Consider the following 22,881-nt stretch of genomic DNA (forward strand, 5'->3'; position numbering starts at 1 on the left):
AGTGGGAATAATTATATATAGCAAATGATAGGCTAGAAGTACCGTTATTACGCGGTTTCTAGCCTTTTTTGGTGCGATTGGTATGGGCAACATCATGTGATGAAATGATGGGAGTTATATCTGTAGAAATTGGCGTACCAATTTCTTTATGTTGGGGCTCCGCAGTCAACTACTACCAATATAAGATTGTAGAGCCTACGATTTGGATTTTATGTCCTGGGATCGGTTTCCTATTCTTATTAAATAGTATTTAAAAATCTATACTATCTATATTGAAATTTTTATTTATGGTTATGCCATAACTACTTTGTATTTCCGGTACTAAACTTTGCAATATTGGGTAATAGTTATTAGCGAAACCAATAATAATGGAATTAATCACATTGATACTAAGTTCTTTATCTTCAGGTAATGCATTTTCTATTATTTTGATTAAGTCTATATATTTTATTTCATCAGAATTTTTATGTGCTAAATACTTCATAAAATCAGTTTGCACTTTTTCGAAAACACTATATCTTAAGTCCATTTGTACAAATATTAAGCTGACAGTTTTAGTTTCGAATTGACTTTGACCCAAAACTGAAGCAAGTTCTTCTATTGATTGATATAGCAATCTGATATCGCCGTTATCTTCAAGCATATGAAACACTCCTTTAACATTTTAGAATAACCATGCAATGGCTTCTTTGACTACAGTTGAGATTATTCCAGCATCACTTTTACTTAGACCGGCATTTATTGCGCCTCGTTTAACTGCATCACCGACAGCGTTAGCTGGTACTTCTGACCATTTTAGCAATGGTTTCAATTCTTTTACAATACCTGAATACCCTTTATCAAAAATAGTTGCAGCTTTTTTGCCACCAACTTGTTGTATGACATTTTTTGCTTTGCCCCTATTATTAATAATTAGCTTTATAGCAGTTTTAACTACTTTTGTTCCGCCAATTCGTTGTTGTGCTTCTGGATTCATTGGCAAGTTAGGATTGCGATTAATTTTCACACCATTTATATTTTCATAACTTTGGTGAGCAGTTTTTGTATTGTTTGTCTGTATTTCATTTGCGTTAGTTAAAGGTGAAACAGACGTTAATAAAACGGCAGTCAAGACTAGTGAACCAATAGCTTTTGTGATTTTCATTATACATTTATCTCCTTTAATAGTGAATTTGCAAAACCAAATGTTTGAAATATAAGTAAATAATCATTAAAAAAACAAAGTGAGTGAAAGGTCCTAATTCGTATAACTAGCATTTAATAATTTAATTAATCGTTTTCACCAAAATAGAAAATGCCACTTAACACAATTATTAAAAGTAATGTAACTATGAAAGAAGTCCAAGCTAATACAAGTGAACATATTAAAAGTACTAATGAAGTGACTGTTTGTAAGAACCCAAAAAGTAAAGATTCCATTATATAAGCAAAATAAATAGTTAGTGAAAAAATTGCTACAGCAAGTAACATTTGCCCTATGATTTTCAAAATTCCAGTTGTGTAGCCAGTAACTAATAAATTTTTCACATGAACTTGATTACCATATTGCCATCCCGTTCATAAAATAGTTTAGAAGAGATTGCTATTAAATTTAATTGTTTTGCATAAGTGTCAGAATATTATTCTTAACTGTTAAGAGTCGTTAATTTATTTAAATCTATTAAGATTGTTAGAGATTATTATGCGCTGGGAAACGCCACTGTTACAGTGGAAGAGGAATTTGGATAACTAGATATGTTAATCGTAAATGTGGCGTCGTGAAACACGACTTCAACATCTTCGATCAATCTATCTTTGAGATTGGTCGAAGATTGAAACATATGTAAGAAAACGACATAGTTTATGGAAAGCTCGGTAAGTAGTTGAAAAATCAATCTAGATTGAAATCATGCATATCGTTTAATAAAATTTTTCGGAGAAATAAAAACTTACTAAAAACGAAAAGGTTTATTTGATTTATTTACTTGTATATTGTAAATGGTTAAAATGAGTCTATAGATTATGTAGAGAACTCTAGTATGCCTTTTGAGTATATGTGGGATTCTTTCTTTATATAAAAGGAGTTCGGAGTGGCAACACTAAAAGATGTAAAGACTGGTAAAAAGGAAATTTTGCCATCAACTGCAAAAGATAAAAATGGTAAAAATGTTACGTTAATTTATTTTGAAAAAGACGGTAAATTAGGTTTTTATGTGCAGAAAACACAAAAAGAACGTGGAGTAGGGAAATGCGTTTCTGGTATAGCGGGTGGCGCAGTGACAGGAGGCACTACTTTAGGTCTTGCAGGTGCAGGAGTAGGAACAGTTACTATTCCAGTAATTGGGACAGTTAGTGGAGGCGTAGTTGGAGCTGTTGGTGGTGCTGTCGGCGGTGGTCTAACCGGTGGAGCCACATTCTGCTAATAGTGTAGGAGTGATACCATGAAAAAATTTTTTAATCTATGGGTATGTTCGTTCTTATTTTTAGTAATAATATCATGGGTAATAATTAGTATAAAATTTGGTAATATCAGCACGATGCAAATATTAATTTCTAATCTGTTTATATTTATTGCTTATTTACTATATTTAGTTAAGTTCATTCGTTTCAAAAAAACAGTGGCGATCAGTAAACAAGTATAAAGAAAGTCGATTTTGTCTTTCTCTCGAACATATATAAGTTTATATAGATGTAGAGCTATTTTTTATTTGTAAATTATTTTGTAATTGAAAATGAGTATGAACATGTTCTCCAATCAACAGAGTATGTCTCGGAAGAAATCTATTATACTTATGTGAATAAGTCATAATGTCAGACATATATATAATAAGACGAATAGATTGTAAATAGCTTTTTACTTTTAATTGTTGATATTCCAATATTAGTACCTATATTTATTGAAGATATAGTGAGATTTGAGGATAGATGTATTTTAAATTATAGAATTGATGATTTATTTCAAATATTAATGGAATTATATTTGAAAATTAATAACACTTAGATTAATATTAATTTATCAGAAGTCAGCTAACGCCTCTTAACAATGCGAAACATAGCTGGCCTTTTTTTGTAATAGGAAAATTTATAGTTATGGCTAAATCACTTGAAATTGACAAATCTATAATTAAATACGCACGTAAGTAATTTTGATCGTTCATTGTTATTGTTTTATGTTTTAGGAAATGTGCTATTGAAAGGTTTAAAGATGATTGGAATTTCTTGGTTTCTTGACTTATATAGTTATGAAAGAGGGCGTTGTCCTTAATGGCATTTCTGAGATCAGAAATGCTATTAATAAACATTTGGAATATACAAATATAACTGAAGAATGTATTTAAAAACTTAGAATGTATATCTATCCTTAAATAGTTGTAGTACTATTGATCTTTAAACATAAGATGTAAATGGAAAAGATATTGTATTTTAACAACATTTCAATTTATAATATATTTGTATGTCATATTTCTAGCAATTTTTATAGTTTTATAGCTATTTAATTCGTATTTGAGATAAAAGGAGAGGTTTGGATGGGATATAGAATAGAAACAAGAACGTTTGAAGAGTTAGAAGGAAAATTAAAGTTACCAACTTTTCAAAGAGCACTAGTTTGGTCTAATAATCAAAAGCAAGAATTTTTCTCAACGCTGAAAGATGGTTTTCCTTTTGGTTCTATTCTGTTATACGAATATGAAAATGATAATAAATACAGTCTTATTGATGGCCTGCAAAGGTATTCTACAATGGTAGATTTCATGGAGAATCCAACAAACTATATTGAATTTGAAGATTTTACATTGAAAATTGCTGAATTGTATAAAGGGGCATCAGAGAGTACAAAAGCAGAAGTAGTTAATTATGCCGAAGATATTCTGCTGAAAATTATTGAAAAATATATTGATTCTACAAAAGAAAATGTAAAAGTAAATGAACTAGCTAAAAAAATGGTGGATAAATTTCCAGTATTAGGTGAAACAGATATTAGAGATGAAATCACTCAAATACAGTCAGATGTTATTACTTATTTTAATAATCAACTAGATATTAGTAATGTCAAGATTCCGTGTATCTTCTTTGAAGGAGAAGAGACTGAATTGGCAGAAGTTTTTCAAAGGTTAAACAGTGGAGGTAAAAAGTTATCGAAGTATCAAGTTTTTGCTGCACATTGGGACAGATATGAAGTTGAATTGGGAGATTTAAAGTATAGTGATGAGATACTTAAAAATGTAATAGAAAGGTACGAAAGATTAAATAATGATAGAGGTATCTTAATTGAAAATTTTGACCCTAAAGAAATGGAGACGTCAAGAGTAATTAATTTATCTGAATTATGTTATGGACTTGGTAAAGTGATTTCTGATGAATTACAAGCATTTTTTAAAGAGTCAACAGAAGATATATGCAATGAATTAGGATTTCAAACAATGCTAATTGTATTTGGCATTCCTACAAATAAGATGAATGAGTTACCATATAAATATCAATATATGAAGAATAAAAATAATATAGAAATCTTGTTTGAAAAAATTGTGAAGATATATAAAATAATAAATAACAAGTTTAAAGAAGCTTTCTCTATGGTAGTATCGTCAAGAGAAGATAAATATGAAACTAAATCTTTTACTAGATTACAAATAATGTCATTCTTTTCATCTTTATGGATCTCATCGTATAGTATTGAATTAGATGAAAATAAAAACACATTTTCTATTAAACAAACTAAATCTTTGAAAAAAATCAACAAGTGATTTTGTCTAATATCATAATTTATGCAATTTATGATGTGATAAGAAAGTACTGGTCAGGAACAGGTGATCGAAAATTAATGGATATATACATATCTCAAAACAATAGATATTTAAAGCCGTTAGCAAAAGAAGTGTTTAGAAATGAGCTACTTAGATGGAATGAAGAGAATATAAATAAGACAAGTATTAATATTCAAACGGATGAGAAGATGATCATTACTTTTATTGCTAATAAATTTAGAAGCTTCTATTCATCTTTGAATGATAATTTAGATTATGAACATATTTTTTCAAGAAAATTATACAAGCTGCATAAAGGTAATGCAATAATCCCTGCTGGATCTTTAGGTAACATCATGTTACTTGACTCTGGTATTAATAGAAGAAAAAAAGAAAAATTTCTTTATTCAGCAATAGATATTGATAAGGCATCTATTACGGGAACTATAGAAAATCAGTATGTTAACAACAGTTTTTATCCAGATAAAAGAACAATAGATACTATTGAAATAGATATAATTGATGAAAAATATGATAGTTTAATAAAAATGATCAAAAATCGTGGTGATAAATTAATAGAAGAAGTTGTTAGAGAATTATATAAATAAGTTTGATATATCTTGCTTTTTATTATCACGCTAGTTGATGGTATCTTTAAAGTGTGTATTACCTGATTGATATCAATACCAGGTATCGAATGAATATTTTTAAAATAATTGAGTTGTTGTGCTAATTGAATCATGGCATCATTTAATTGTTTGATACGATGGATAGATTGTTTTAATTGTTTAGGCGGCCTTTGTTGGTCGCCATTTTTATATAATAATATAAATGACCAAACCACAGCACCTATTAATTTAAGAGTGAGGTCATTTTTAAAGGTAAAAAAGGAGTAATTTTATATATTAAAATGATATATAAAACAAGTAGTATTAGTATGTTGTGAATTGTTATAGAATTTGACTTGTTAGCAATTTCGTAGTTATTGTAATAGCAAGTACTGTATGGTTTTATTTTTTAAAGGTAGTGAAATAATATTGGATTTTTGAAGTGAAATATTTGTAGATGGATACAACGAAGCATATTAGAAATACAAAAGGAACGATGAAATTAAATGTCCATCATTCCTTATGCCTAGTAGTTTTTTAGTTAATATATTTAATTGCTAACTTATTATTAGGGTCTCTTTCAAGAATTTTATTTGCGACCAATTGAATATTCTCATGTGAAATCATATTAAAGTCTGGTTCTCCAAGGATTTCTAAAAATTCGTATAATAAATTAGCATTATTAAATTGCGAAATCTCTAACGATTGCCAATAATGATAGTATGCTAAATCATAGGCATTATCTATGTAATTGAAATGAAAGTGATAGATGCTTGCGACCATTTCATGATATTCAATTGTATTTATTTGATTCGCAAGATTTGATAAATATGATACTAATTTTTCATCTGAAATTTCGTTCGACATAAAGTATGTTAGAATATTCTCCATATCTTTATTCTCTAACATATTTTTTAATTCAGTTGGTAATAAATTTAATAGAATGTTAACGCTTTTCATTTATTTAACCCATCCATTCGATATATATATTGCCATTTTTTCGTGTATAAGTTATGACTACAGTTCTATCACTCATGACAAGTGTTTTTTGGTATGCGGACTTTTTGTATCGGCTTTGCTTTCCATACCTCATAACATGCGACATTACTTTAGAAACATCTTTCCAATTGTTTTTAGTAACTTTATTCCAATTATGTTTACTAGCAAGAATATGTTTTCTTTTATTAGCTCCTAGATTGGCTACAGAAGGTAAAAATTTACCAAAACTCTTTGTTTTGATAGCGGTTTGAGTTGCTTTTTTTCCATATGTTTTAATTGCATAGTTTATTCCGTATCAGCTACAGCAGCTAATATTACTAATGGCAATGCAGAAGATTTAGCTTCAATTGAGTTGAATTTTATTATTTCGCCAGTTTCTTTGTCGATTAATGTAGCTTCATATTCTTCATTTTCAAATTGTTCTACGAAAACGTCATAATCCTTATTTATTAGTTTTCCATTTTCATCGACGTATCTGCCCTTATCATCCATAGTATTAGTATTCAAATCATATTGAATATTTTTATCTAAATCAATATCTTTTTTCGTTTTTCCACTAACGTCTTTTTCAAGCTTTATATTTACAATTTTTAAGCAGAAGTATCCCATTATTTCAAGGTCTGATTTATCTATAATTAAATACGTACGTATGGAATTTTGATCGTTCATTTTTATTGCTTTATGTTTTAGGAAATGTGCTATTGAAGGGTTTAAAGATGTTTGGAATTTCTTGGTTTCTTGACTTATATAGTTATGAAAGAGGGCGTTGTCCTTTATTAAATTTCTGAGATCAGAAATGCTATAAATAAAGTGATTAAGATTTTTTGTTTTCATGTAATTTAAGAAATGGATTTGTTTTTTGTGGGTTATTTTTAATTCTATTATGAAATGGTTTGAATTTTGCAGTTGCAAATATGATAGCTGCTTCTTTTGACAAAGTAATAGAACCTTTTTCTTCTGGTACCATGATATTCACTCCTTGTACAATTCAATTTAAGTATTATAAAATAATTTTACTATACAATTACCTTTGTGTAAATCGTTTCTTATTGTTACCAAATTATTTGTTTAAAAGCATTATGCAATGCCAATCAACACTAATGGGGTGTAAGTATTTCCCTGTTAATATTTTATTAGCGTTATTTACATATACCTTCTGTAATGTGAATTTTTAAAATTACAGTTTACATGTAACGTTGTGCAATATATTCTGTATATAGAAGTGTAAAAACACAATTGGGTTGGTAGTCCCAATGCAGTTTTAAAACTGTCAGTAACCTTCCTCCTCGGGTCGTCCGTCATTTCTAATAAAACTAGAGGAGGGATAGCATGGAGCTATCTATTTTTTACAATGGGCAATTTTTTGTAGCATTGGTAGAATATAAAATGGAAAATAAATCTAAATTTATCCAATACACATTTGGGAATGAACCTGATGATATAGAGGTATTGGATTTTATTCATCATCAATTAATGAAAATGATTGATGATGTGCAAACTATTGTTTATACGAAAAATATTTCTAGAAAAGTAAACCCGAAAAAACTACAACGACAAATTGCTAAGGAGCAAAAGAAACCTAAATATTCTACCCAAGCACAAATAGCTATTAAGAAAGAATTAGAATTAAAGAAAAAGCAAAAGCGGAAGCGCTATAAAGAAAAACGTGATGCATTTCAAAAAAGAAAAAGAGAAATTAAAAAGGTTAAAGCAAAAGAGAAGCATAAGGGGCATTAGCGATACGACAAATAAATTAAAACAAATAGATTTATAGGTGGTTGGGATGATTTTAATTAGTTCGTGTTTGATAGGCGATAATGTAAGATACGATGGTGGTAATCAATTGAATGTTAGATTGAAAAAATTAATAGACAGCGGAAAAGCTATTCACGCATGTCCAGAATTACTTGGTGGATTATTAATTCCTAGAGAACCTGCAGAAATTATTGGTGGCGATGGTTTTGATGTATGGAATGACGCTGCAAAGGTTGTTACTATTTCGAACAAAGACGTAACTGACGATTATAAACATGGAGCAATAGTTACATTAAAAATTTTGAAAAAATATCAATGTGATACAGTTATTTTAAAAGCAAATAGCCCATCATGTGGATCACAAGAGATATATGATGGGAATTTTACAGGAAATAAGAAAAAGGGTGTAGGTGTGGCAACTGCTTTACTCATTAATGAAGGTATAAAAGTTTATGATGAAAATACGTTTTTTGACCAAAACATGAATGAAACGATAGTACATGAAAAGTAAGTATTGAGGATATACGTAATAAACCAAACATTTAAGTTGTAAGATACTTTATAAAATATTTTTTAAAATCGTTGAAATGATATTCAAGTTGTGATAATATATCGGTACAGATAATTTTGTTAACAGATCCATGAGAGTAGGAACCCCACCATACGGGAATTTCGAAATCATGGATTTTTTGATATAAAGGAGTGATGTAATGGAAAAAGTAGCCATTTTAGTAGATGGTGGATACTATAGAAAGATAAGCGCAAAAGTCTACGGAAAAGTTACAGCGAAAGAAAGAGCTGACGAGTTATATAGTTATTGCAATAGACACTTAAAAGAGACACATTTCAAAGAAGAAATATATAATAAATTATACAGAATATTTTACTATGATTGTCCTCCTATTGATAAGATAGTTTATCACCCCTTATTAAAAAAGAATGTAAATTTTTCCAATACTGATACGAAAAAGTGGACAGAAGACTTTTTCAAAGAAATGAGCAAAAAAAGAAAGGTAGCATTGAGGTTAGGAGAGTTGAGTGAGTATTCAGTTGAATACAACTTAAAATACTCTATTACAAAAAAATTATTAAATGGAAGTATCGATTTAAATGATTTGAAAGAAAAAGATTTTTCCCTATCATTACAACAAAAAGGTGTTGATATGAAAATAGGTTTAGACATAGCTTCATTATCATTTAAACATCAAGTAGATAAAATTATTTTAATAGCTGGTGATAGCGATTTTGTACCTGCTGCTAAACTAGCAAGAACAGAAGGAATTGATTTTGTATTAGATTCTTTAGGGGCAGATATTAGAAACAACTTGTCATTACACATTGATGGTAGGCGTACTTGTGATGAAAAATTTAAATTTTATTTAAATCAACTATTTAAATAATAATTTTTTTAAAACGCATCTTCTACTTTACAGACGTTTATAGCTATTAGTATTTATCAGCTAAAAATTAAATCAGATATGGGTTTTCGTCATTAAATAATTTTTCTATAAGGAAACAGAGGCAACGTTACTGTCACCTCTGCTTGAAATAATTAGGATGAAATACTCTGAGTCTAAAGTCCACACCCAATTCGCTCACATCCTCCAAACCTCCAAACCTCCAAACCTCCAAACCTCCAAACCCCCAAACACCAATATTTACCAAAGCATTGATATGAGTGCCAATACTGGCAATGTACCTTGTTTGAAAAAGATACTAATATTGCTTGAAAGGCCACCATAAATAGCAACGCCAATGATATACACTAAAATAGCTGCGCATATTTCTTTTGGATTACTGCTGATAAACAAACCGTATATTAGCAAAATTCCGATTAAACCGTTATATACGCCTTGGTTCTTCAAAAGTAGGTTAATATTTTTGTCTTTCAATTTATCGACGCTTATATTAAATGTCTCGCTAGTCTTTTTGGAAGTTGTAGCAATCGTTTCAAGGTACATAATATAGAAAAACTCTAATGCCACAAATATGATTAAAATTGTTGAGATGATATTCACTGTAACGCTCCTTTATTATTAAATATTTTCTTGTAAAAATGATTGCAGTGTCTGTGGTTGATCATTGACTAATTGTTGGAAATCATTGGATTCTTGGTCTAATAGTCCTCTTGCTCCTGCGTCGTACATTGATGCCAATAATGCACCAAAGCCTTTAGGTTCATCGTACATTTCTGCAAATGTCTCTAATGAAACGGGCTCATATTTAATTTCTGTGCCTGATGCCTCAGATAAAATTGCAGCAAGTTCTTTCATATCATAACTGTAGCCTGATAATAAATAGCGTTTGCCCCAAGTATCTGGATTTTTAATAATAGCAATGACACCTCTAGCAATATCATTTCTAGTAATATAATTAATACGACCATCACCAGCTGGATAAATCAGTTTATGCATATTCATCAATTCTGGTAAATAGGGTTTAAGTGGATCCATGTACATTGCCATTCTTACATACGTATAGTCAATGCCACTTGTTGCCAATAGACGTGCTGCATAACCAAAATAAGGACTCATATGGAATGGATTATTATGCTGATCTGCGTAATAACCTATGAAAATGATATGAGCAACGCCGCTCTGCTTTGCCGCATATACTAAATTTTCCACTTCAGGAATACGTTTGAATGATGGATGGATAATACTTGGAATAAACACAACGGTATCCATTCCTTTAAATACCTCTACCATGCTTTCGGGATTAAAATAATCTAATTGTCGAACAGGAACTTTTCCGCGCCAATCTTCTGGAACTTTCTCAACATTTCTAACACCAATGTGAAAATGATCTATGTGATTTGCAATGGCTTGATTTGTAATATGTGTGCCTAAATGACCTGTAGCACCTGTTAACATAATATTCATTCACTTCATCTCCTAATCTTTATATACATAACATAATACTTATTCGATTGTTTTCAAAACATTTGATTTTATAAAAAATTGTAATCTGTATTTATTATCGCTGTGTATAGTAAATACGTATATGTTATTAATGTTGAAAATACCGTAATGACGCGTTTTAGTTGATGTGTATCACTAATATCTTTGGAAATTTTAATCAGGTACTACGACAATATGATGTCTGTTTTGTGTCTGAAAGTTTTACAGTTTTTAAAATAAAAATGGTATAAAGTGTGATTTGTATAAAAAAGAGTCTCGACGGATAAGAATTGATTAATAACAGTTAGCATTTTATTAATTACCTTAACAATGATTCAAGTTTAGTTAAATGAGGTTTAATTTGAAAGGGGATAGCGCCTCAATATAATGTAGGTAGATTGTTCATATTACGTAATTGAAAAATCAAATTTAAATAGATTGGGGCTAAAAATTATGAAATTTAAAGCGATAGCAAAAGCAAGTTTAGCATTGGGAATGTTAGCAACAGGTGTAATTACATCGAATGTACAATCAGTACAAGCGAAAACAGAAGTTAAACAACAAAGTGAGGCTGATTTAAAACTTTATTATAATGGACCAAGTTTTGAATATAAAAAAGTAACTGGATATGGATTTATTGAAGGTAAAGATAGATTTATTGATTTTATATACAATGGACAATATAATAAAATATCTTTAGTTGGTTCTGATAAAGATAAATATAATGAAGAAGTTAACCCAGATATAGATGTGTTTGTCGTTAGAGAAGGAAACGGTAGACAAGCTGATAATCATTCGATTGGTGGCATAACAAAAACTAATAGAGGAGTGTATTATGACTATATACACACACCAATCCTTGAAATCAAGAAAGGTAAAGAAGAACCACAAAGTAGTCTATACCAAATTTATAAAGAAGACATCTCACTAAAAGAACTTGATTTTAAATTAAGAAAGCAATTAATTAGTCAAAGTGGCTTGTATTCAAATGGTCTTAAACAAGGTCAAATTACAATTACAATGAATGATGGCACAACACATACAATCGATTTAAGTCAAAAACTTGAAAAAGAACGTATGGGCGAGTCTATCGATGGCAGACAAATACAAAAAATTCTAGTAGAAATGAAATAATACTTTCTAACAACAAAGCGCTATGTTGAATAGTGCTTGTTATGGAAATATATGGAAGTTAAGCGACGTACTGTTGCTTAGCTTCTTTTTTTGAGGGGAAAAGTTACAAAACTCACACAAACAGTCGCACCACGCATTATCTTTTGCTTAAATAGCTTAATCATATTTTATGAATAGTTAAAAACAGGTTAATGTGAATATCTGAATACAGCTCCTATAATATGGGTGTATGGTTCAAATTACGTAATAAAACAATCTAATTATAATAGATTGGAGCATACAGCTATGAAAATGAAATCAATTGTAAAAATAAGTTTGTTATTAGGAATATTAGCAACAGGTGTAAACACTACAACGGAAAAACCAGTTCATGCCGAAAAGAAACCTATTGTAATAAGTGAAAATAGCAAAAAATTAAAAGCTTATTATACTCAACCTAGTATTGAATATAAAAATGTGACAGGTTATATCAGTTTCATTCAACCAAGTATTAAATTTATGAATATCATAGATGGTAATTCTGTTAATAATATTGCTTTAATTGGCAAAGATAAGCAACATTATCATACGGGTGTACATCGTAATCTTAATATATTTTACGTTAATGAGGATAAGAGATTTGAAGGTGCAAAGTACTCCATTGGCGGTATCACGAGTGCAAACGATAAAGCTGTCGACCTAATAGCAGAAGCAAGAGTTATTAAAGCAGATCATATTGGTGAATATGATTATGACTTTTTCCCATTTAAAATAGATAAAGAAGCAATGTCATTGAAAGAGATTGATTTTAAATTAAGAAAATACCTTATTGATAATTATGGTCTTTACGGTGAAATGAGTACAGGGAAAATTACCGTCAAAAAGAAATACTACGGAAAGTATACATTTGAATTGGATAAAAAGTTACAAGAAGACCGGATGTCCGATGTTATCAATGTCACAGATATTGATAGAATTGAAATCAAAGTTAGAAAAGCATAACACACATACTTGACGACGAAATAATTTGAAATTGAAATAGAGAGGTTAAGTGACGATCAAACGTTGCTTAACTTCTTTTTAATGCTTAAAAATCATTTCAAAGGCACATAGAAACGCTATATTAACCTCATAATCACTCATTATTTTTTGCTTAAATTACTTAATAATACTTCAATAATTGTTAAAAGGGGTTTAATGTGATTATCTTAGAATGCCATCTATAATGATGTTGTATGATTCAAATTACGTAAAAAGACAATCGAATATAATATAGATTGGAGCATACAATTATGAAAATGAGAACAATTGCTAAAACCAGTTTAGCACTAGGGCTTTTAACAACAGGCGCAATTACAGTAACGACGCAATCGGTCAAAGCAGAAAAAATACAATCAACTAAAGTTGACAAAGTACCAACGCTTAAAGCAGAGCGATTAGCAATGATAAACATAACAGCAGGTGCAAATTCAGCGACAACACAAGCAGCTAACACAAGACAAGAACGCACGCCTAAACTCGAAAAGGCACCAAATACTAATGAGGAAAAAACCTCAGCTTCCAAAATAGAAAAAATATCACAACCTAAACAAGAAGAGCAGAAAACGCTTAATATATCAGCAACGCCAGCGCCTAAACAAGAACAATCACAAACGACAACCGAATCTACAACGCAGCAAACTAAAATGACAACACCTCCATCAACAAACACGCCACAACCAATGCAATCTACTAAATCAGACACACCACAATCTCCAACCATAAAACAAGCACAAACAGATATGACTCCTAAATATGAAGATTTAAGAGCGTATTACACGAAACCGAGTTTTGAATTTGAAAAGCAGTTTGGATTTTTGCTCAAACCATGGACGACGGTTAGGTTTATGAATGTTATTCCAAATAGGTTCATCTATAAAATAGCTTTAGTTGGAAAAGATGAGAAAAAATATAAAGATGGACCTTACGATAATATCGATGTATTTATCGTTTTAGAAGACAATAAATATCAATTGAAAAAATATTCTGTCGGTGGCATCACGAAGACTAATAGTAAAAAAGTTAATCACAAAGTAGAATTAAGCATTACTAAAAAAGATAATCAAGGTATGATTTCACGCGATGTTTCAGAATACATGATTACTAAGGAAGAGATTTCCTTGAAAGAGCTTGATTTTAAATTGAGAAAACAACTTATTGAAAAACATAATCTTTACGGTAACATGGGTTCAGGAACAATCGTTATTAAAATGAAAAACGGTGGGAAATATACGTTTGAATTACACAAAAAACTGCAAGAGCATCGTATGGCAGACGTCATAGATGGCACTAATATTGATAACATTGAAGTGAATATAAAATAATCATGACATTCTCTAAATAGAAGCTGTCATCGGAAAAACAAGAAGTTAAGTGACAACGGTTTACATGTTGCTTAGCTTCTTTTATTATGCGTAATGATGTAAAAAGACGAATATTCATTTGTTTGTAAAAGTGGCATTTCTATGTCTTAAAAGTGACGAAACTTCAAATGTGCCAAGTGTTGAATCACATCAAAATCATTTTTATTTAACGAACATTATGGATTTCTTAATTTACTTAACGATGATTCAAATATAGTTAAACAAGGTTTAATGTGAATGGAGCAATGCGCCATCTATAATAAAGCTGTATGATTCAATGAATGTAATCGAACAAATCTAATAATTACGAATGGAGCATACAACTATGAAAATAACAACAATTGCTAAAACAAGTTTAGCACTAGGCCTTTTAACAACAGGTGTAATCACAACGACAACGCAAGCAGCAAATGCGACAACACCGCCTTCAACTAAAGTGGAAACACCGCAACAAGTAGCAAATGCAACAACACCATCTTCAACTAAAGTGGAAGCACCGCAATCAAAACCAAACGCGACAACACCACCTTCGTCTAATGTAGACACATCACCACCACAATCGCCAACCACAAAACAAGTACCAACAGAAATAAATCCTAAATTCAAAGATTTAAGAGCGTATTATACGAAACCAAGTTTAGAATTTAAAAGTGAGATTGGTATTATTTTAAAAAAATGGACGACAATAAGATTTATGAATGTTGTCCCAGATTATTTCATATATAAAATTGCTTTAGTTGGTAAAGATGATAATAAATATGGTGAAGGAGTACATAGGAATGTCGATGTATTTGTCGTTTTAGAAGAAAATAATTACAATCTCGAAAAATATTCTGTCGGTGGTATCACAAAGAGTAATAGTAAAAAAGTTGATCACAAAGCAGGAGTAAGAATTACTAAGGAAGATAATAAAGGTACAATCTCTCATGATGTTTCAGAATTCAAGATTACTAAAGAACAGATTTCCTTGAAAGAACTTGATTTTAAATTGAGAAAACAACTTATTGAAAAAAATAATCTGTACGGTAACGTTGGTTCAGGTAAAATTGTTATTAAAATGAAAAACGGTGGGAAGTACACGTTTGAATTACACAAAAAATTACAAGAAAATCGCATGGCAGATGTCATAGATGGCACTAATATTGATAACATTGAAGTGAATATAAAATAATCATGACATTCTCTAAATAGAAGCTGTCATCGGAAAAACAAGAAGTTAAGTGACAACGGCCTACATGTTGCTTAGCTTCTTTTGTTATGTTCGATGATTTGAGAACCCGAATTTTCGATGGGTCCAAATATGACGTGGAAGAGACCTGAATTTATCTGTAAATCCCTATCTATCGGGTGTGAAGCACAACGGGATCAGTTTTATTTAACGAACATTATAGATTCCTTAATTTACTTAATAATGATTCAATGATTATTAAACATGGTTTAATGTGAAAGGTCAAATACGCTAACTATAATAAAGCTGTATGATTCAATAGACGTAAGCGAACAAATCTAATAATTACAAATGGAGCATACAACTATGAAAATGACAGCAATTGCGAAAGCAAGTTTAGCATTAGGTATTTTAGCAACAGGAACAATAACGTCATTGCATCAAACTGTAAATGCGAGTGAACATAAAGCAAAATATGAAAATGTGACAAAAGATATCTTTGACTTAAGAGATTACTATAGTGGCGCAAGTAAGGAACTTAAAAATGTTACTGGTTATCGTTATAGCAAAGGTGGCAAGCATTACCTTATCTTTGATAAAAATAGAAAATTCACAAGAGTACAGATATTTGATAAAGATATTGAAAGATTTAAAGCACGCAAAAATCCGGGATTAGATATATTTGTAGTTAAAGAAGCGGAAAACCGTAATGGCACAGTGTTTTCATATGGTGGTGTCACTAAGAAAAATCAAGACGCTTATTATGATTATATAAACGCACCAAGATTTCAAATCAAGAGAGATGAAGGTGACGGGATTGCTACGTACGGTAGAGTACACTACATTTATAAAGAAGAGATTTCACTTAAAGAACTCGACTTTAAATTGAGACAGTATTTAATTCAAAATTTTGATCTGTATAAAAAGTTTCCTAAAGATAGTAAGATAAAAGTGATAATGAAAGATGGCGGCTATTATACGTTTGAACTTAATAAAAAATTACAAACAAATCGCATGAGTGACGTCATTGACGGTAGAAATATTGAAAAAATAGAAGCCAACATTAGATAATGCAATGAAATATGGATAATAGTAAAATATGGATAGTATAGAGGAGTTAGGCAACATAAGTTGCTTAGCTTCTTTTTTGTGTTGGAGAGATGAAAAAGAAGCGTATCGATGAATAATAAAAACACCAATAAAGCTTGTGGGAATAGTTGATACCTATAGTCGCGCGTTGTCCTTTTCGTGACATGAAACAATGTGGAAAACATAATTAAATTGAGGGAAAGTGTGAATAGTTAAAAAAGCTGCGTTAAGTTTAAAAAATAGATTAACGCTGTTAGGATTCCATTAATTAGCTTAACATTGGTTCAAAAATAGTTAAAAAGAGGTTAATTCATAGCTTAGTATTCCGCTTATATAATGATAGTAGATTGTTCGTATTACGTAATTGAAATAATCATATAAAAATATATTAAGACAAAATTTATAAATAGATTGGGAGAATAGTACTATGAAATTAAAAGCGTTAGCTAAAGCAACATTAGTATTGGGATTGTTAGCTACTGGTGTAATAACAACAGAAAGTCAAACAGTAAAAGCGGCAGAATCAACTCAAGGTCAACACAATTATAAATCATTAAAATACTACTATAGCAAGCCAAGTATAGAGTTAATAAATGTAGATGGTCTGTATAGACAACATTTAACTGATAAAGGTGCATATGTATGGAAAAATCTTAAAGATTATTATATTGGGCTACTAGGTGAAGATAGTAAGAAATTCAAATCAGATGTATACGGGGACCTAGATGCATTTTTAGTCATAGAAGAAGAACCTGTTAAAGGAAGACAATATTCAATTGGCGGTATAAGTAAGACAAATAGTAAAGAATTTAAAGAAAGAGAAGTCGATGTTAAAGTAACAAGAAAAGCAGACAGAGATACTACATCAACTAAAGATAGTAAATTTAAAATTACAAAAGAAGAAATCTCGTTAAAAGAGTTAGATTTTAAATTAAGACAAAAATTGATGAAAGAAGAGAATTTATACGATGCAATTAACCATAGAAAAGGTAAAATTGTAGTTAAAATGGAAGATGATAAGTTTTATACTTTCGAACTTACAAAAAAATTACAACCGCATCGCATGGGTGACACGATAGATGGTACCAAAATCAAAGAAATTAATGTTGAGCTAGAATATAAATAATCTTTGGACAAGCAGACTAGTAATTGTAGGGAAGTTAAGCGATAACATATTGCTTAGCTTCTTTTTTGTTTTGTTATGATGAAAAAAGGAGCGGGTTTATGATCAAGTTTTTGGAAAAACGGTTGATACTTATAGTCGCGCGTTGTCCTTTTCGTGACATGAAACAATGTGGAAAACATAATTAAATTGAGGGAAAGTGTGAATAGTTAAAAAATTAGTATTGTGTTATAAAAAATAATTAATACTGTTAGGATTTCATTAACTAACTTAACGTTGGTTCAAAAATAGTTAAAAAGAGGTTAATTCATAGCTTAGTATTCCGCTTATATAATGATAGTAGATTGTTCGTATTACGTAATTGAAATAATCATATAAAAATATATTAAGACAAAATTTATAAATAGATTGGGAGAATAGTACTGTGAAATTAAAAACGTTAGCTAAAGCAACATTGGCATTAGGCTTATTAACTACTGGTGTGATTACATCAGAAGGCCAAGCAGTGCAAGCAAAAGAAAAGCAAGAGAGAGTACAACATTTATATGATATTAAAGACTTACATCGATACTACTCATCAGAAAGTTTTGAATTCAGTAATATTAGTGGTAAGGTTGAAAATTATAACGGTTCTAACGTTGTACGCTTTAACCAAGAAAATCAAAATCACCAATTATTCTTATCAGGAAAAGATAAAGATAAATATAAAGAAGGCCTTGAAGGCCAGAATGTCTTTGTGGTAAAAGAATTAATTGATCCAAACGGTAGACTATCTACTGTTGGTGGTGTAACGAAGAAAAATAACCAATCTTCTGAAACTAATACACCTTTATTTATAAAAAAAGTGTATGGCGGAAATTTAGATGCATCAATTGAATCATTTTTAATTAATAAAGAAGAAGTTTCACTGAAAGAACTTGATTTCAAAATTAGACAACATTTAGTTAAAAATTATGGTTTATATAAAGGTACGACTAAATACGGTAAGATCACTTTCAATTTGAAAGATGGAGAAAAGCAAGAAATTGATTTAGGTGATAAATTGCAATTCGAGCACATGGGCGATGTGTTGAATAGTAAGGATATTCAAAATATAGCAGTGACTATTAATCAAATTTAAAGTAAGTAATCAATGACTCTAAAGTAATAAATTTGAAGCAGCTTAGCGATGAAATGTTGAATAGATACGTACACCTTACATAAAGGAGCGTATTTAAAACAACCTTGTCGTTAGGCTTTTTTTACGTTTTATAACGCAGGGTATGAGCGTACTAAAAATTCACATTACTTCTGAAAGTGATGTCCATTGAATATTAATTAGTTCTTCATTAACCATGATTTAATTTTAATTAAACGAGTGTTAATGTCAGTCTGTCTCAATGCCCTTTATAATAAATGTGTATTATTCAAATTACGTAATAAAAGCAATCCAATATATTAAGATTGGAGCATATGAATATGAAATTTACAGCGATAGCTAAAGCGATATTTGTATTAGGAATATTAACAACAAGTGTAATGATAACAGAAAATCAATCGGTTAATGCAAAAGGAAAGTATGAAAAAATGAACCGTTTATATGATACAAACAAGTTACATCAATACTATTCAGGACCTAGTTATGAGTTAACAAATGTTAGTGGCCAAAGTCAAGGTTATTATGACTCTAACGTTTTGCTTTTTAACCAACAAAATCAAAAGTTCCAAGTGTTTTTATTGGGAAAAGATGAAAATAAATACAAAGAAAAAACACATGGTTTAGATGTCTTTGCGGTACCGGAATTAGTAGATTTAGATGGAAGAATATTTAGTGTTAGTGGTGTAACAAAGAAAAATGTAAAATCAATATTTGAGTCTCTAAGAACGCCGAACTTACTAGTTAAAAAAATAGACGATAAAGACGGTTTTTCGTATGATGAATTTTTCTTTATTCAAAAGGAAGAAGTATCATTGAAGGAACTTGATTTCAAAATAAGAAAACTGTTAATTAAAAAATACAAATTGTATGAAGGGGCAGCTGATAAAGGTAGAATTGTTATTAATATGAAAGATGAAAATAAGTATGAAATTGATTTAAGTGATAAATTAGGTTTCGAGCGTATGGCAGATGTCATTAATAGTGAACAAATTAAAAACATCGAAGTGAATTTGAAATAATCAATGATATATATAGAATGAAAGCTTAAGAAGCGGTTTAATAATCCCATGTTTAATGATTTTGATACGTGTTTTAATAATAAAAACATATCGAACATTGACTACGTTATTAAGCTGCTTTTTTGTACACTTTGTATCGAATAACTTAAGATCTAAAACTAATCGGAAAGAACAATGATTCCCCTAAAAAAATTTATGTTGCTATTAAAAATCAGTTAATACGAATGTTAACATACGTTTGATTTTCATTAATAATGATTCAAGTTTATTTAAATGAGCGTTAATGTCAGTCTGTTTTGATGCACCTTATAATAAAGACAGATAGTTCAAATTACGTAATAATAACAATCCAATATATCAAGATTGGAGCAAATAAATATGAAATTTACAGCATTAGCAAAAGCAACATTAGCATTAGGAATATTAACTACAGGTGTGTTTACAACAGAAAGTAAAGCTGTTCACGCGAAAGTAGAACTTGATGAGACACAACGCAAATATTATATCAATATGCTACATCAATACTATTCTGAAGAAAGTTTTGAACCAACAAATATTAGTGTTAAAAGCGAAGATTACTATGGCTCTAACGTTTTAAACTTTAAACAACGAAATAAAGCTTTTAAAGTATTTTTACTTGGTGACGATAAAAATAAATATAAAGAAAAAACACATGGCCTTGATGTCTTTGCAGTACCTGAATTAATAGATATAAAAGGTGGCATATATAGCGTTGGCGGTATAACAAAGAAAAATGTGAGATCAGTGTTTGGATTTGTAAATAATCCAAGTCTACAAGTTAAAAAAATCGATCCTAAACATGGCTTTTCGATAAATGAGTTGTTCTTTATTCAAAAGGAAGAAGTATCGTTGAAGGAACTGGATTTTAAAATAAGAAAAATGTTAGTCGAAAAATATAGATTGTATAAAGGCGCGTCAGATAAAGGTAGAATCGTTATTAATATGAAAGACGAAAAGAAATATGTAATTGATTTAAGTGAAAAATTAAGTTTTGATCGTATGTTTGATGTAATGGATAGTAAGCAAATTAAAAATATTGAAGTGAATTTGAATTAATTAAGTATAATAACTTAAGAAGCGACTTAACGACAAAATGTGAATTGACATGCATGTCCTTAAATAAGGAACTGTGTTAAATACATTACTGTTGTTAAGTTGTTTTTTGCGTTTCAAAGAGCAGAACAGAGTAACATCATCAGTTGTAGTAAACGATAATCTAGTAAAACAACTAAATGAAATAATGAAATTCATTTAACCTGAACATTAAAATATATTTGTTTTTCATTAAGAATAATTCAAGTATATTTAAATCGAGGTTAATTATCGTATGAAACGATGCACGTTATAATAAAAATGTATGATTCAAATTACGTAATGAAAACAATCCAATATATTAAGATTGGAGCAAAACAATATGAAATTAACAGCGATAGCTAAAGCTGCATTAGCTTTAGGAATTTTAACAACAGGAACTTTAACAACAGAAGTTCATTCAGGTCATGCAAAACAAAATCAAAAGTCAGTAAATAAACATGACAAGGAAGCATTATACCGATACTACACTGGAAAGACTATGGAAATGAAAAATATTAGTGCTTTGAAACATGGTAAAAATAACTTGCGTTTTAAGTTTAGAGGTATTAAGATTCAAGTTTTACTGCCTGGAAATGATAAAAGTAAATTTCAACAGCGTAGTTATGAGGGGTTAGATGTGTTTTTTGTTCAAGAAAAAAGAGATAAGCACGATATATTTTATACTGTTGGTGGTGTAATACAGAATAATAAAACATCTGGAGTTGTCAGTGCACCAATATTAAATATTTCAAAAGAAAAGGGTGAAGATGCTTTTGTGAAAGGTTACCCTTATTACATTAAAAAAGAAAAAATAACACTAAAAGAGCTGGATTATAAGTTGAGAAAGCATCTAATCGAAAAATATGGACTTTATAAAACAATCTCAAAAGATGGTAGGGTCAAAATTAGCTTGAAAGATGGCAGTTTTTATAACCTTGATTTAAGATCTAAATTAAAATTCAAATATATGGGGGAAGTCATAGAAAGCAAACAAATTAAAGATATTGAAGTTAACTTAAAGTAAATAATTACGAATAATAAAAAGTAATTGAAGCGGCTTAACGATGAAAAGTAAATTGATGCGCATACCTTACCAAAAGGATGCATCAATCGATATCGTCGTTAAGCTGTTTTGGTTTACGTTTCATGGATTCTACCCCAATTTTCATAAATATAAAAATTCCACCACCAACATCAAAATTCTCAACATCGCAACATACCCAAATGTTATAATAAATCTATTACACAAAGAGATAAATTACTTATTCAAAGGCGGAGGAATCACATGTCTATTACTGAAAAACAACGTCAGCAACAAGCTGAATTACATAAAAAATTATGGTCGATTGCGAATGATTTAAGAGGGAACATGGATGCGAGTGAATTCCGTAATTACATTTTAGGCTTGATTTTCTATCGCTTCTTATCCGAAAAAGCAGAACAAGAATATGCAGATGCGTTGGCAGGTGAAGATATCACGTATCAAGAGGCATGGGCAGATGAAGAATATCGTGAAGACTTAAAAGCTGAATTAATTGATCAAGTCGGTTACTTCATTGAACCACAAGATTTATTCAGTGCGATGATTCGTGAAATTGAAACGCAAGATTTCGATATCGAACATCTGGCGACGGCAATTCGTAAAGTTGAAACATCAACATTAGGTGAAGAAAGTGAAAATGACTTTATCGGACTGTTCAGCGATATGGACTTAAGTTCAACGCGACTAGGTAACAATGTCAAAGAAC

General features: G+C 30.0%; 23 protein-coding genes and 3 pseudogenes. 18 read left to right on the top strand and 8 right to left on the bottom strand.

The window, feature by feature from the left end:
* Window positions 1-250: 250 nt before the first annotated feature.
* Window positions 251-643, bottom strand: a complete 393-nt coding sequence (locus HMPREF3247_RS03470; protein WP_000888757.1) for a hypothetical protein — start codon at window positions 641-643, stop codon at window positions 251-253.
* Between the two features lie 21 nt (window positions 644-664).
* Window positions 665-1,144 (bottom strand): hypothetical protein, encoded by a 480-nt coding sequence (locus tag HMPREF3247_RS03475; RefSeq protein WP_000704946.1) that lies wholly within the window; start codon window positions 1,142-1,144, stop codon window positions 665-667.
* A gap of 922 nt (window positions 1,145-2,066) precedes the next feature.
* Here HMPREF3247_RS03475 and HMPREF3247_RS03485 point away from each other — a divergent pair.
* The 3 genes and pseudogenes from HMPREF3247_RS03485 to HMPREF3247_RS14915 form a co-directional block, all read left to right on the top strand.
* A pseudogene (locus HMPREF3247_RS03485) lies at window positions 2,067-2,402 on the top strand (hypothetical protein); the annotation flags it as partial.
* Window positions 2,403-3,506: 1,104 nt separating this feature from the next.
* Complete coding sequence (locus HMPREF3247_RS03495) at window positions 3,507-4,724, top strand: GmrSD restriction endonuclease domain-containing protein (RefSeq protein ID WP_001566909.1); 1,218 nt, start codon at window positions 3,507-3,509, stop codon at window positions 4,722-4,724.
* Window positions 4,725-4,801: 77 nt separating this feature from the next.
* On the top strand, window positions 4,802-5,332 hold the full coding sequence (locus tag HMPREF3247_RS14915) for a hypothetical protein (protein WP_000356130.1): 531 nt from the start codon (window positions 4,802-4,804) through the stop codon (window positions 5,330-5,332).
* Between the two features lie 74 nt (window positions 5,333-5,406).
* Here the strand turns inward: HMPREF3247_RS14915 and HMPREF3247_RS15120 are convergent.
* The 4 genes and pseudogenes from HMPREF3247_RS15120 to HMPREF3247_RS03515 all read right to left on the bottom strand — a co-directional run.
* Window positions 5,407-5,514, bottom strand: a pseudogene (locus tag HMPREF3247_RS15120) (IS110 family transposase); the annotation flags it as partial.
* 355 nt (window positions 5,515-5,869) lie between these two features.
* Window positions 5,870-6,292 carry a hypothetical protein gene (locus HMPREF3247_RS03500; RefSeq protein WP_000843946.1) on the bottom strand — a complete coding sequence of 141 codons (423 nt, stop codon included), beginning with the start codon at window positions 6,290-6,292 and terminating at the stop codon, window positions 5,870-5,872.
* Window positions 6,293-6,877 (bottom strand): annotated as a pseudogene (locus HMPREF3247_RS14215) (SAR2788 family putative toxin); the annotation flags it as partial. It abuts the gene before it with no gap.
* Between the two features lie 268 nt (window positions 6,878-7,145).
* Window positions 7,146-7,298: a hypothetical protein gene (locus tag HMPREF3247_RS03515; protein WP_000248840.1), complete on the bottom strand. Its 153-nt coding sequence runs from the start codon at window positions 7,296-7,298 to the stop codon at window positions 7,146-7,148.
* A gap of 362 nt (window positions 7,299-7,660) precedes the next feature.
* Here HMPREF3247_RS03515 and HMPREF3247_RS03520 point away from each other — a divergent pair, with 362 nt between their 5' ends.
* The 3 genes from HMPREF3247_RS03520 to HMPREF3247_RS03530 all read left to right on the top strand — a co-directional run bounded on the left by HMPREF3247_RS03520 (window position 7,661) and on the right by HMPREF3247_RS03530 (window position 9,486).
* Window positions 7,661-8,068 (top strand): DUF2992 family protein, encoded by a 408-nt coding sequence (locus HMPREF3247_RS03520; RefSeq protein ID WP_000423526.1) that lies wholly within the window; start codon window positions 7,661-7,663, stop codon window positions 8,066-8,068.
* Between the two features lie 46 nt (window positions 8,069-8,114).
* Window positions 8,115-8,597 carry a 2-thiouracil desulfurase family protein gene (locus tag HMPREF3247_RS03525; protein ID WP_000600865.1) on the top strand — a complete coding sequence of 161 codons (483 nt, stop codon included), beginning with the start codon at window positions 8,115-8,117 and terminating at the stop codon, window positions 8,595-8,597.
* 199 nt (window positions 8,598-8,796) lie between these two features.
* Window positions 8,797-9,486, top strand: a complete 690-nt coding sequence (locus HMPREF3247_RS03530) for an NYN domain-containing protein (RefSeq protein ID WP_000416469.1) — start codon at window positions 8,797-8,799, stop codon at window positions 9,484-9,486.
* Window positions 9,487-9,744: 258 nt separating this feature from the next.
* Here the strand turns inward: HMPREF3247_RS03530 and HMPREF3247_RS03535 are convergent, their stop codons facing one another.
* On the bottom strand, window positions 9,745-10,104 hold the full coding sequence (locus HMPREF3247_RS03535) for a DUF1304 domain-containing protein (RefSeq protein WP_001021621.1): 360 nt from the start codon (window positions 10,102-10,104) through the stop codon (window positions 9,745-9,747).
* Window positions 10,105-10,122: 18 nt separating this feature from the next.
* Window positions 10,123-10,968 (bottom strand): SDR family oxidoreductase, encoded by an 846-nt coding sequence (locus HMPREF3247_RS03540; protein ID WP_001024374.1) that lies wholly within the window; start codon window positions 10,966-10,968, stop codon window positions 10,123-10,125.
* 471 nt (window positions 10,969-11,439) lie between these two features.
* Between HMPREF3247_RS03540 and HMPREF3247_RS03545 the strand changes: the two genes are divergently transcribed.
* The 12 genes from HMPREF3247_RS03545 to HMPREF3247_RS03605 all read left to right on the top strand — a co-directional run.
* Window positions 11,440-12,120 carry a superantigen-like protein SSL1 gene (locus HMPREF3247_RS03545; protein ID WP_000669009.1) on the top strand — a complete coding sequence of 227 codons (681 nt, stop codon included), beginning with the start codon at window positions 11,440-11,442 and terminating at the stop codon, window positions 12,118-12,120.
* 285 nt (window positions 12,121-12,405) lie between these two features.
* Complete coding sequence (locus HMPREF3247_RS03550) at window positions 12,406-13,101, top strand: superantigen-like protein SSL2 (protein ID WP_000782839.1); 696 nt, start codon at window positions 12,406-12,408, stop codon at window positions 13,099-13,101.
* 290 nt (window positions 13,102-13,391) lie between these two features.
* Window positions 13,392-14,462 (top strand): superantigen-like protein SSL3, encoded by a 1,071-nt coding sequence (locus HMPREF3247_RS03555; protein WP_000784029.1) that lies wholly within the window; start codon window positions 13,392-13,394, stop codon window positions 14,460-14,462.
* 118 nt (window positions 14,463-14,580) lie between these two features.
* Complete coding sequence (locus HMPREF3247_RS03560; protein ID WP_001791691.1) at window positions 14,581-14,718, top strand: hypothetical protein; 138 nt, start codon at window positions 14,581-14,583, stop codon at window positions 14,716-14,718.
* Between the two features lie 108 nt (window positions 14,719-14,826).
* A complete protein-coding gene (locus HMPREF3247_RS03565) occupies window positions 14,827-15,672 on the top strand; it encodes a superantigen-like protein SSL4 (RefSeq protein WP_070866189.1) in 846 nt (281 codons plus the stop codon).
* 363 nt (window positions 15,673-16,035) lie between these two features.
* A complete protein-coding gene (locus tag HMPREF3247_RS03570; protein ID WP_000784242.1) occupies window positions 16,036-16,740 on the top strand; it encodes a superantigen-like protein SSL5 in 705 nt (234 codons plus the stop codon).
* A gap of 445 nt (window positions 16,741-17,185) precedes the next feature.
* Window positions 17,186-17,884 carry a superantigen-like protein SSL6 gene (locus tag HMPREF3247_RS03580; protein WP_000767929.1) on the top strand — a complete coding sequence of 233 codons (699 nt, stop codon included), beginning with the start codon at window positions 17,186-17,188 and terminating at the stop codon, window positions 17,882-17,884.
* A 421-nt stretch (window positions 17,885-18,305) separates the two neighbouring features.
* Complete coding sequence (locus HMPREF3247_RS03585) at window positions 18,306-19,001, top strand: superantigen-like protein SSL7 (protein ID WP_000769837.1); 696 nt, start codon at window positions 18,306-18,308, stop codon at window positions 18,999-19,001.
* Window positions 19,002-19,339: 338 nt separating this feature from the next.
* Window positions 19,340-20,038, top strand: a complete 699-nt coding sequence (locus HMPREF3247_RS03590) for a superantigen-like protein SSL8 (RefSeq protein ID WP_000673035.1) — start codon at window positions 19,340-19,342, stop codon at window positions 20,036-20,038.
* Window positions 20,039-20,416: 378 nt separating this feature from the next.
* Window positions 20,417-21,115 (top strand): superantigen-like protein SSL9, encoded by a 699-nt coding sequence (locus HMPREF3247_RS03595; RefSeq protein ID WP_000673058.1) that lies wholly within the window; start codon window positions 20,417-20,419, stop codon window positions 21,113-21,115.
* A 358-nt stretch (window positions 21,116-21,473) separates the two neighbouring features.
* On the top strand, window positions 21,474-22,157 hold the full coding sequence (locus HMPREF3247_RS03600; protein ID WP_000778477.1) for a superantigen-like protein SSL10: 684 nt from the start codon (window positions 21,474-21,476) through the stop codon (window positions 22,155-22,157).
* Between the two features lie 261 nt (window positions 22,158-22,418).
* A partial coding sequence (locus HMPREF3247_RS03605; RefSeq protein WP_180363498.1) for a type I restriction-modification system subunit M N-terminal domain-containing protein occupies window positions 22,419-22,881 on the top strand: 463 nt, incomplete at its 3' end.

Origin of the sequence: Staphylococcus sp. HMSC36A10, assembly GCF_001838845.1 — a bacterium.
Lineage (GTDB): Bacteria > Bacillota > Bacilli > Staphylococcales > Staphylococcaceae > Staphylococcus > Staphylococcus aureus.

What these genes read in the sequence shown, in the direction of transcription:
- HMPREF3247_RS03470 (WP_000888757.1), bottom strand. Translation starts at nt 643, where the DNA reads ATGCTTGAAGATAACGGCGATATCAGATTGCTATATCAATCAATAGAA.
- HMPREF3247_RS03475 (WP_000704946.1), bottom strand. Translation starts at nt 1,144, where the DNA reads ATGAAAATCACAAAAGCTATTGGTTCACTAGTCTTGACTGCCGTTTTA.
- HMPREF3247_RS03495 (WP_001566909.1), top strand. Translation starts at nt 3,507, where the DNA reads ATGGGATATAGAATAGAAACAAGAACGTTTGAAGAGTTAGAAGGAAAA.
- HMPREF3247_RS14915 (WP_000356130.1), top strand. Translation starts at nt 4,802, where the DNA reads ATGGATATATACATATCTCAAAACAATAGATATTTAAAGCCGTTAGCA.
- HMPREF3247_RS03500 (WP_000843946.1), bottom strand. Translation starts at nt 6,292, where the DNA reads ATGAAAAGCGTTAACATTCTATTAAATTTATTACCAACTGAATTAAAA.
- HMPREF3247_RS03515 (WP_000248840.1), bottom strand. Translation starts at nt 7,298, where the DNA reads ATGGTACCAGAAGAAAAAGGTTCTATTACTTTGTCAAAAGAAGCAGCT.
- HMPREF3247_RS03520 (WP_000423526.1), top strand. Translation starts at nt 7,661, where the DNA reads ATGGAGCTATCTATTTTTTACAATGGGCAATTTTTTGTAGCATTGGTA.
- HMPREF3247_RS03525 (WP_000600865.1), top strand. Translation starts at nt 8,115, where the DNA reads ATGATTTTAATTAGTTCGTGTTTGATAGGCGATAATGTAAGATACGAT.
- HMPREF3247_RS03530 (WP_000416469.1), top strand. Translation starts at nt 8,797, where the DNA reads ATGGAAAAAGTAGCCATTTTAGTAGATGGTGGATACTATAGAAAGATA.
- HMPREF3247_RS03540 (WP_001024374.1), bottom strand. Translation starts at nt 10,968, where the DNA reads ATGAATATTATGTTAACAGGTGCTACAGGTCATTTAGGCACACATATT.
- HMPREF3247_RS03545 (WP_000669009.1), top strand. Translation starts at nt 11,440, where the DNA reads ATGAAATTTAAAGCGATAGCAAAAGCAAGTTTAGCATTGGGAATGTTA.
- HMPREF3247_RS03550 (WP_000782839.1), top strand. Translation starts at nt 12,406, where the DNA reads ATGAAAATGAAATCAATTGTAAAAATAAGTTTGTTATTAGGAATATTA.
- HMPREF3247_RS03555 (WP_000784029.1), top strand. Translation starts at nt 13,392, where the DNA reads ATGAAAATGAGAACAATTGCTAAAACCAGTTTAGCACTAGGGCTTTTA.
- HMPREF3247_RS03565 (WP_070866189.1), top strand. Translation starts at nt 14,827, where the DNA reads ATGAAAATAACAACAATTGCTAAAACAAGTTTAGCACTAGGCCTTTTA.
- HMPREF3247_RS03570 (WP_000784242.1), top strand. Translation starts at nt 16,036, where the DNA reads ATGAAAATGACAGCAATTGCGAAAGCAAGTTTAGCATTAGGTATTTTA.
- HMPREF3247_RS03580 (WP_000767929.1), top strand. Translation starts at nt 17,186, where the DNA reads ATGAAATTAAAAGCGTTAGCTAAAGCAACATTAGTATTGGGATTGTTA.
- HMPREF3247_RS03590 (WP_000673035.1), top strand. Translation starts at nt 19,340, where the DNA reads ATGAAATTTACAGCGATAGCTAAAGCGATATTTGTATTAGGAATATTA.
- HMPREF3247_RS03595 (WP_000673058.1), top strand. Translation starts at nt 20,417, where the DNA reads ATGAAATTTACAGCATTAGCAAAAGCAACATTAGCATTAGGAATATTA.
- HMPREF3247_RS03600 (WP_000778477.1), top strand. Translation starts at nt 21,474, where the DNA reads ATGAAATTAACAGCGATAGCTAAAGCTGCATTAGCTTTAGGAATTTTA.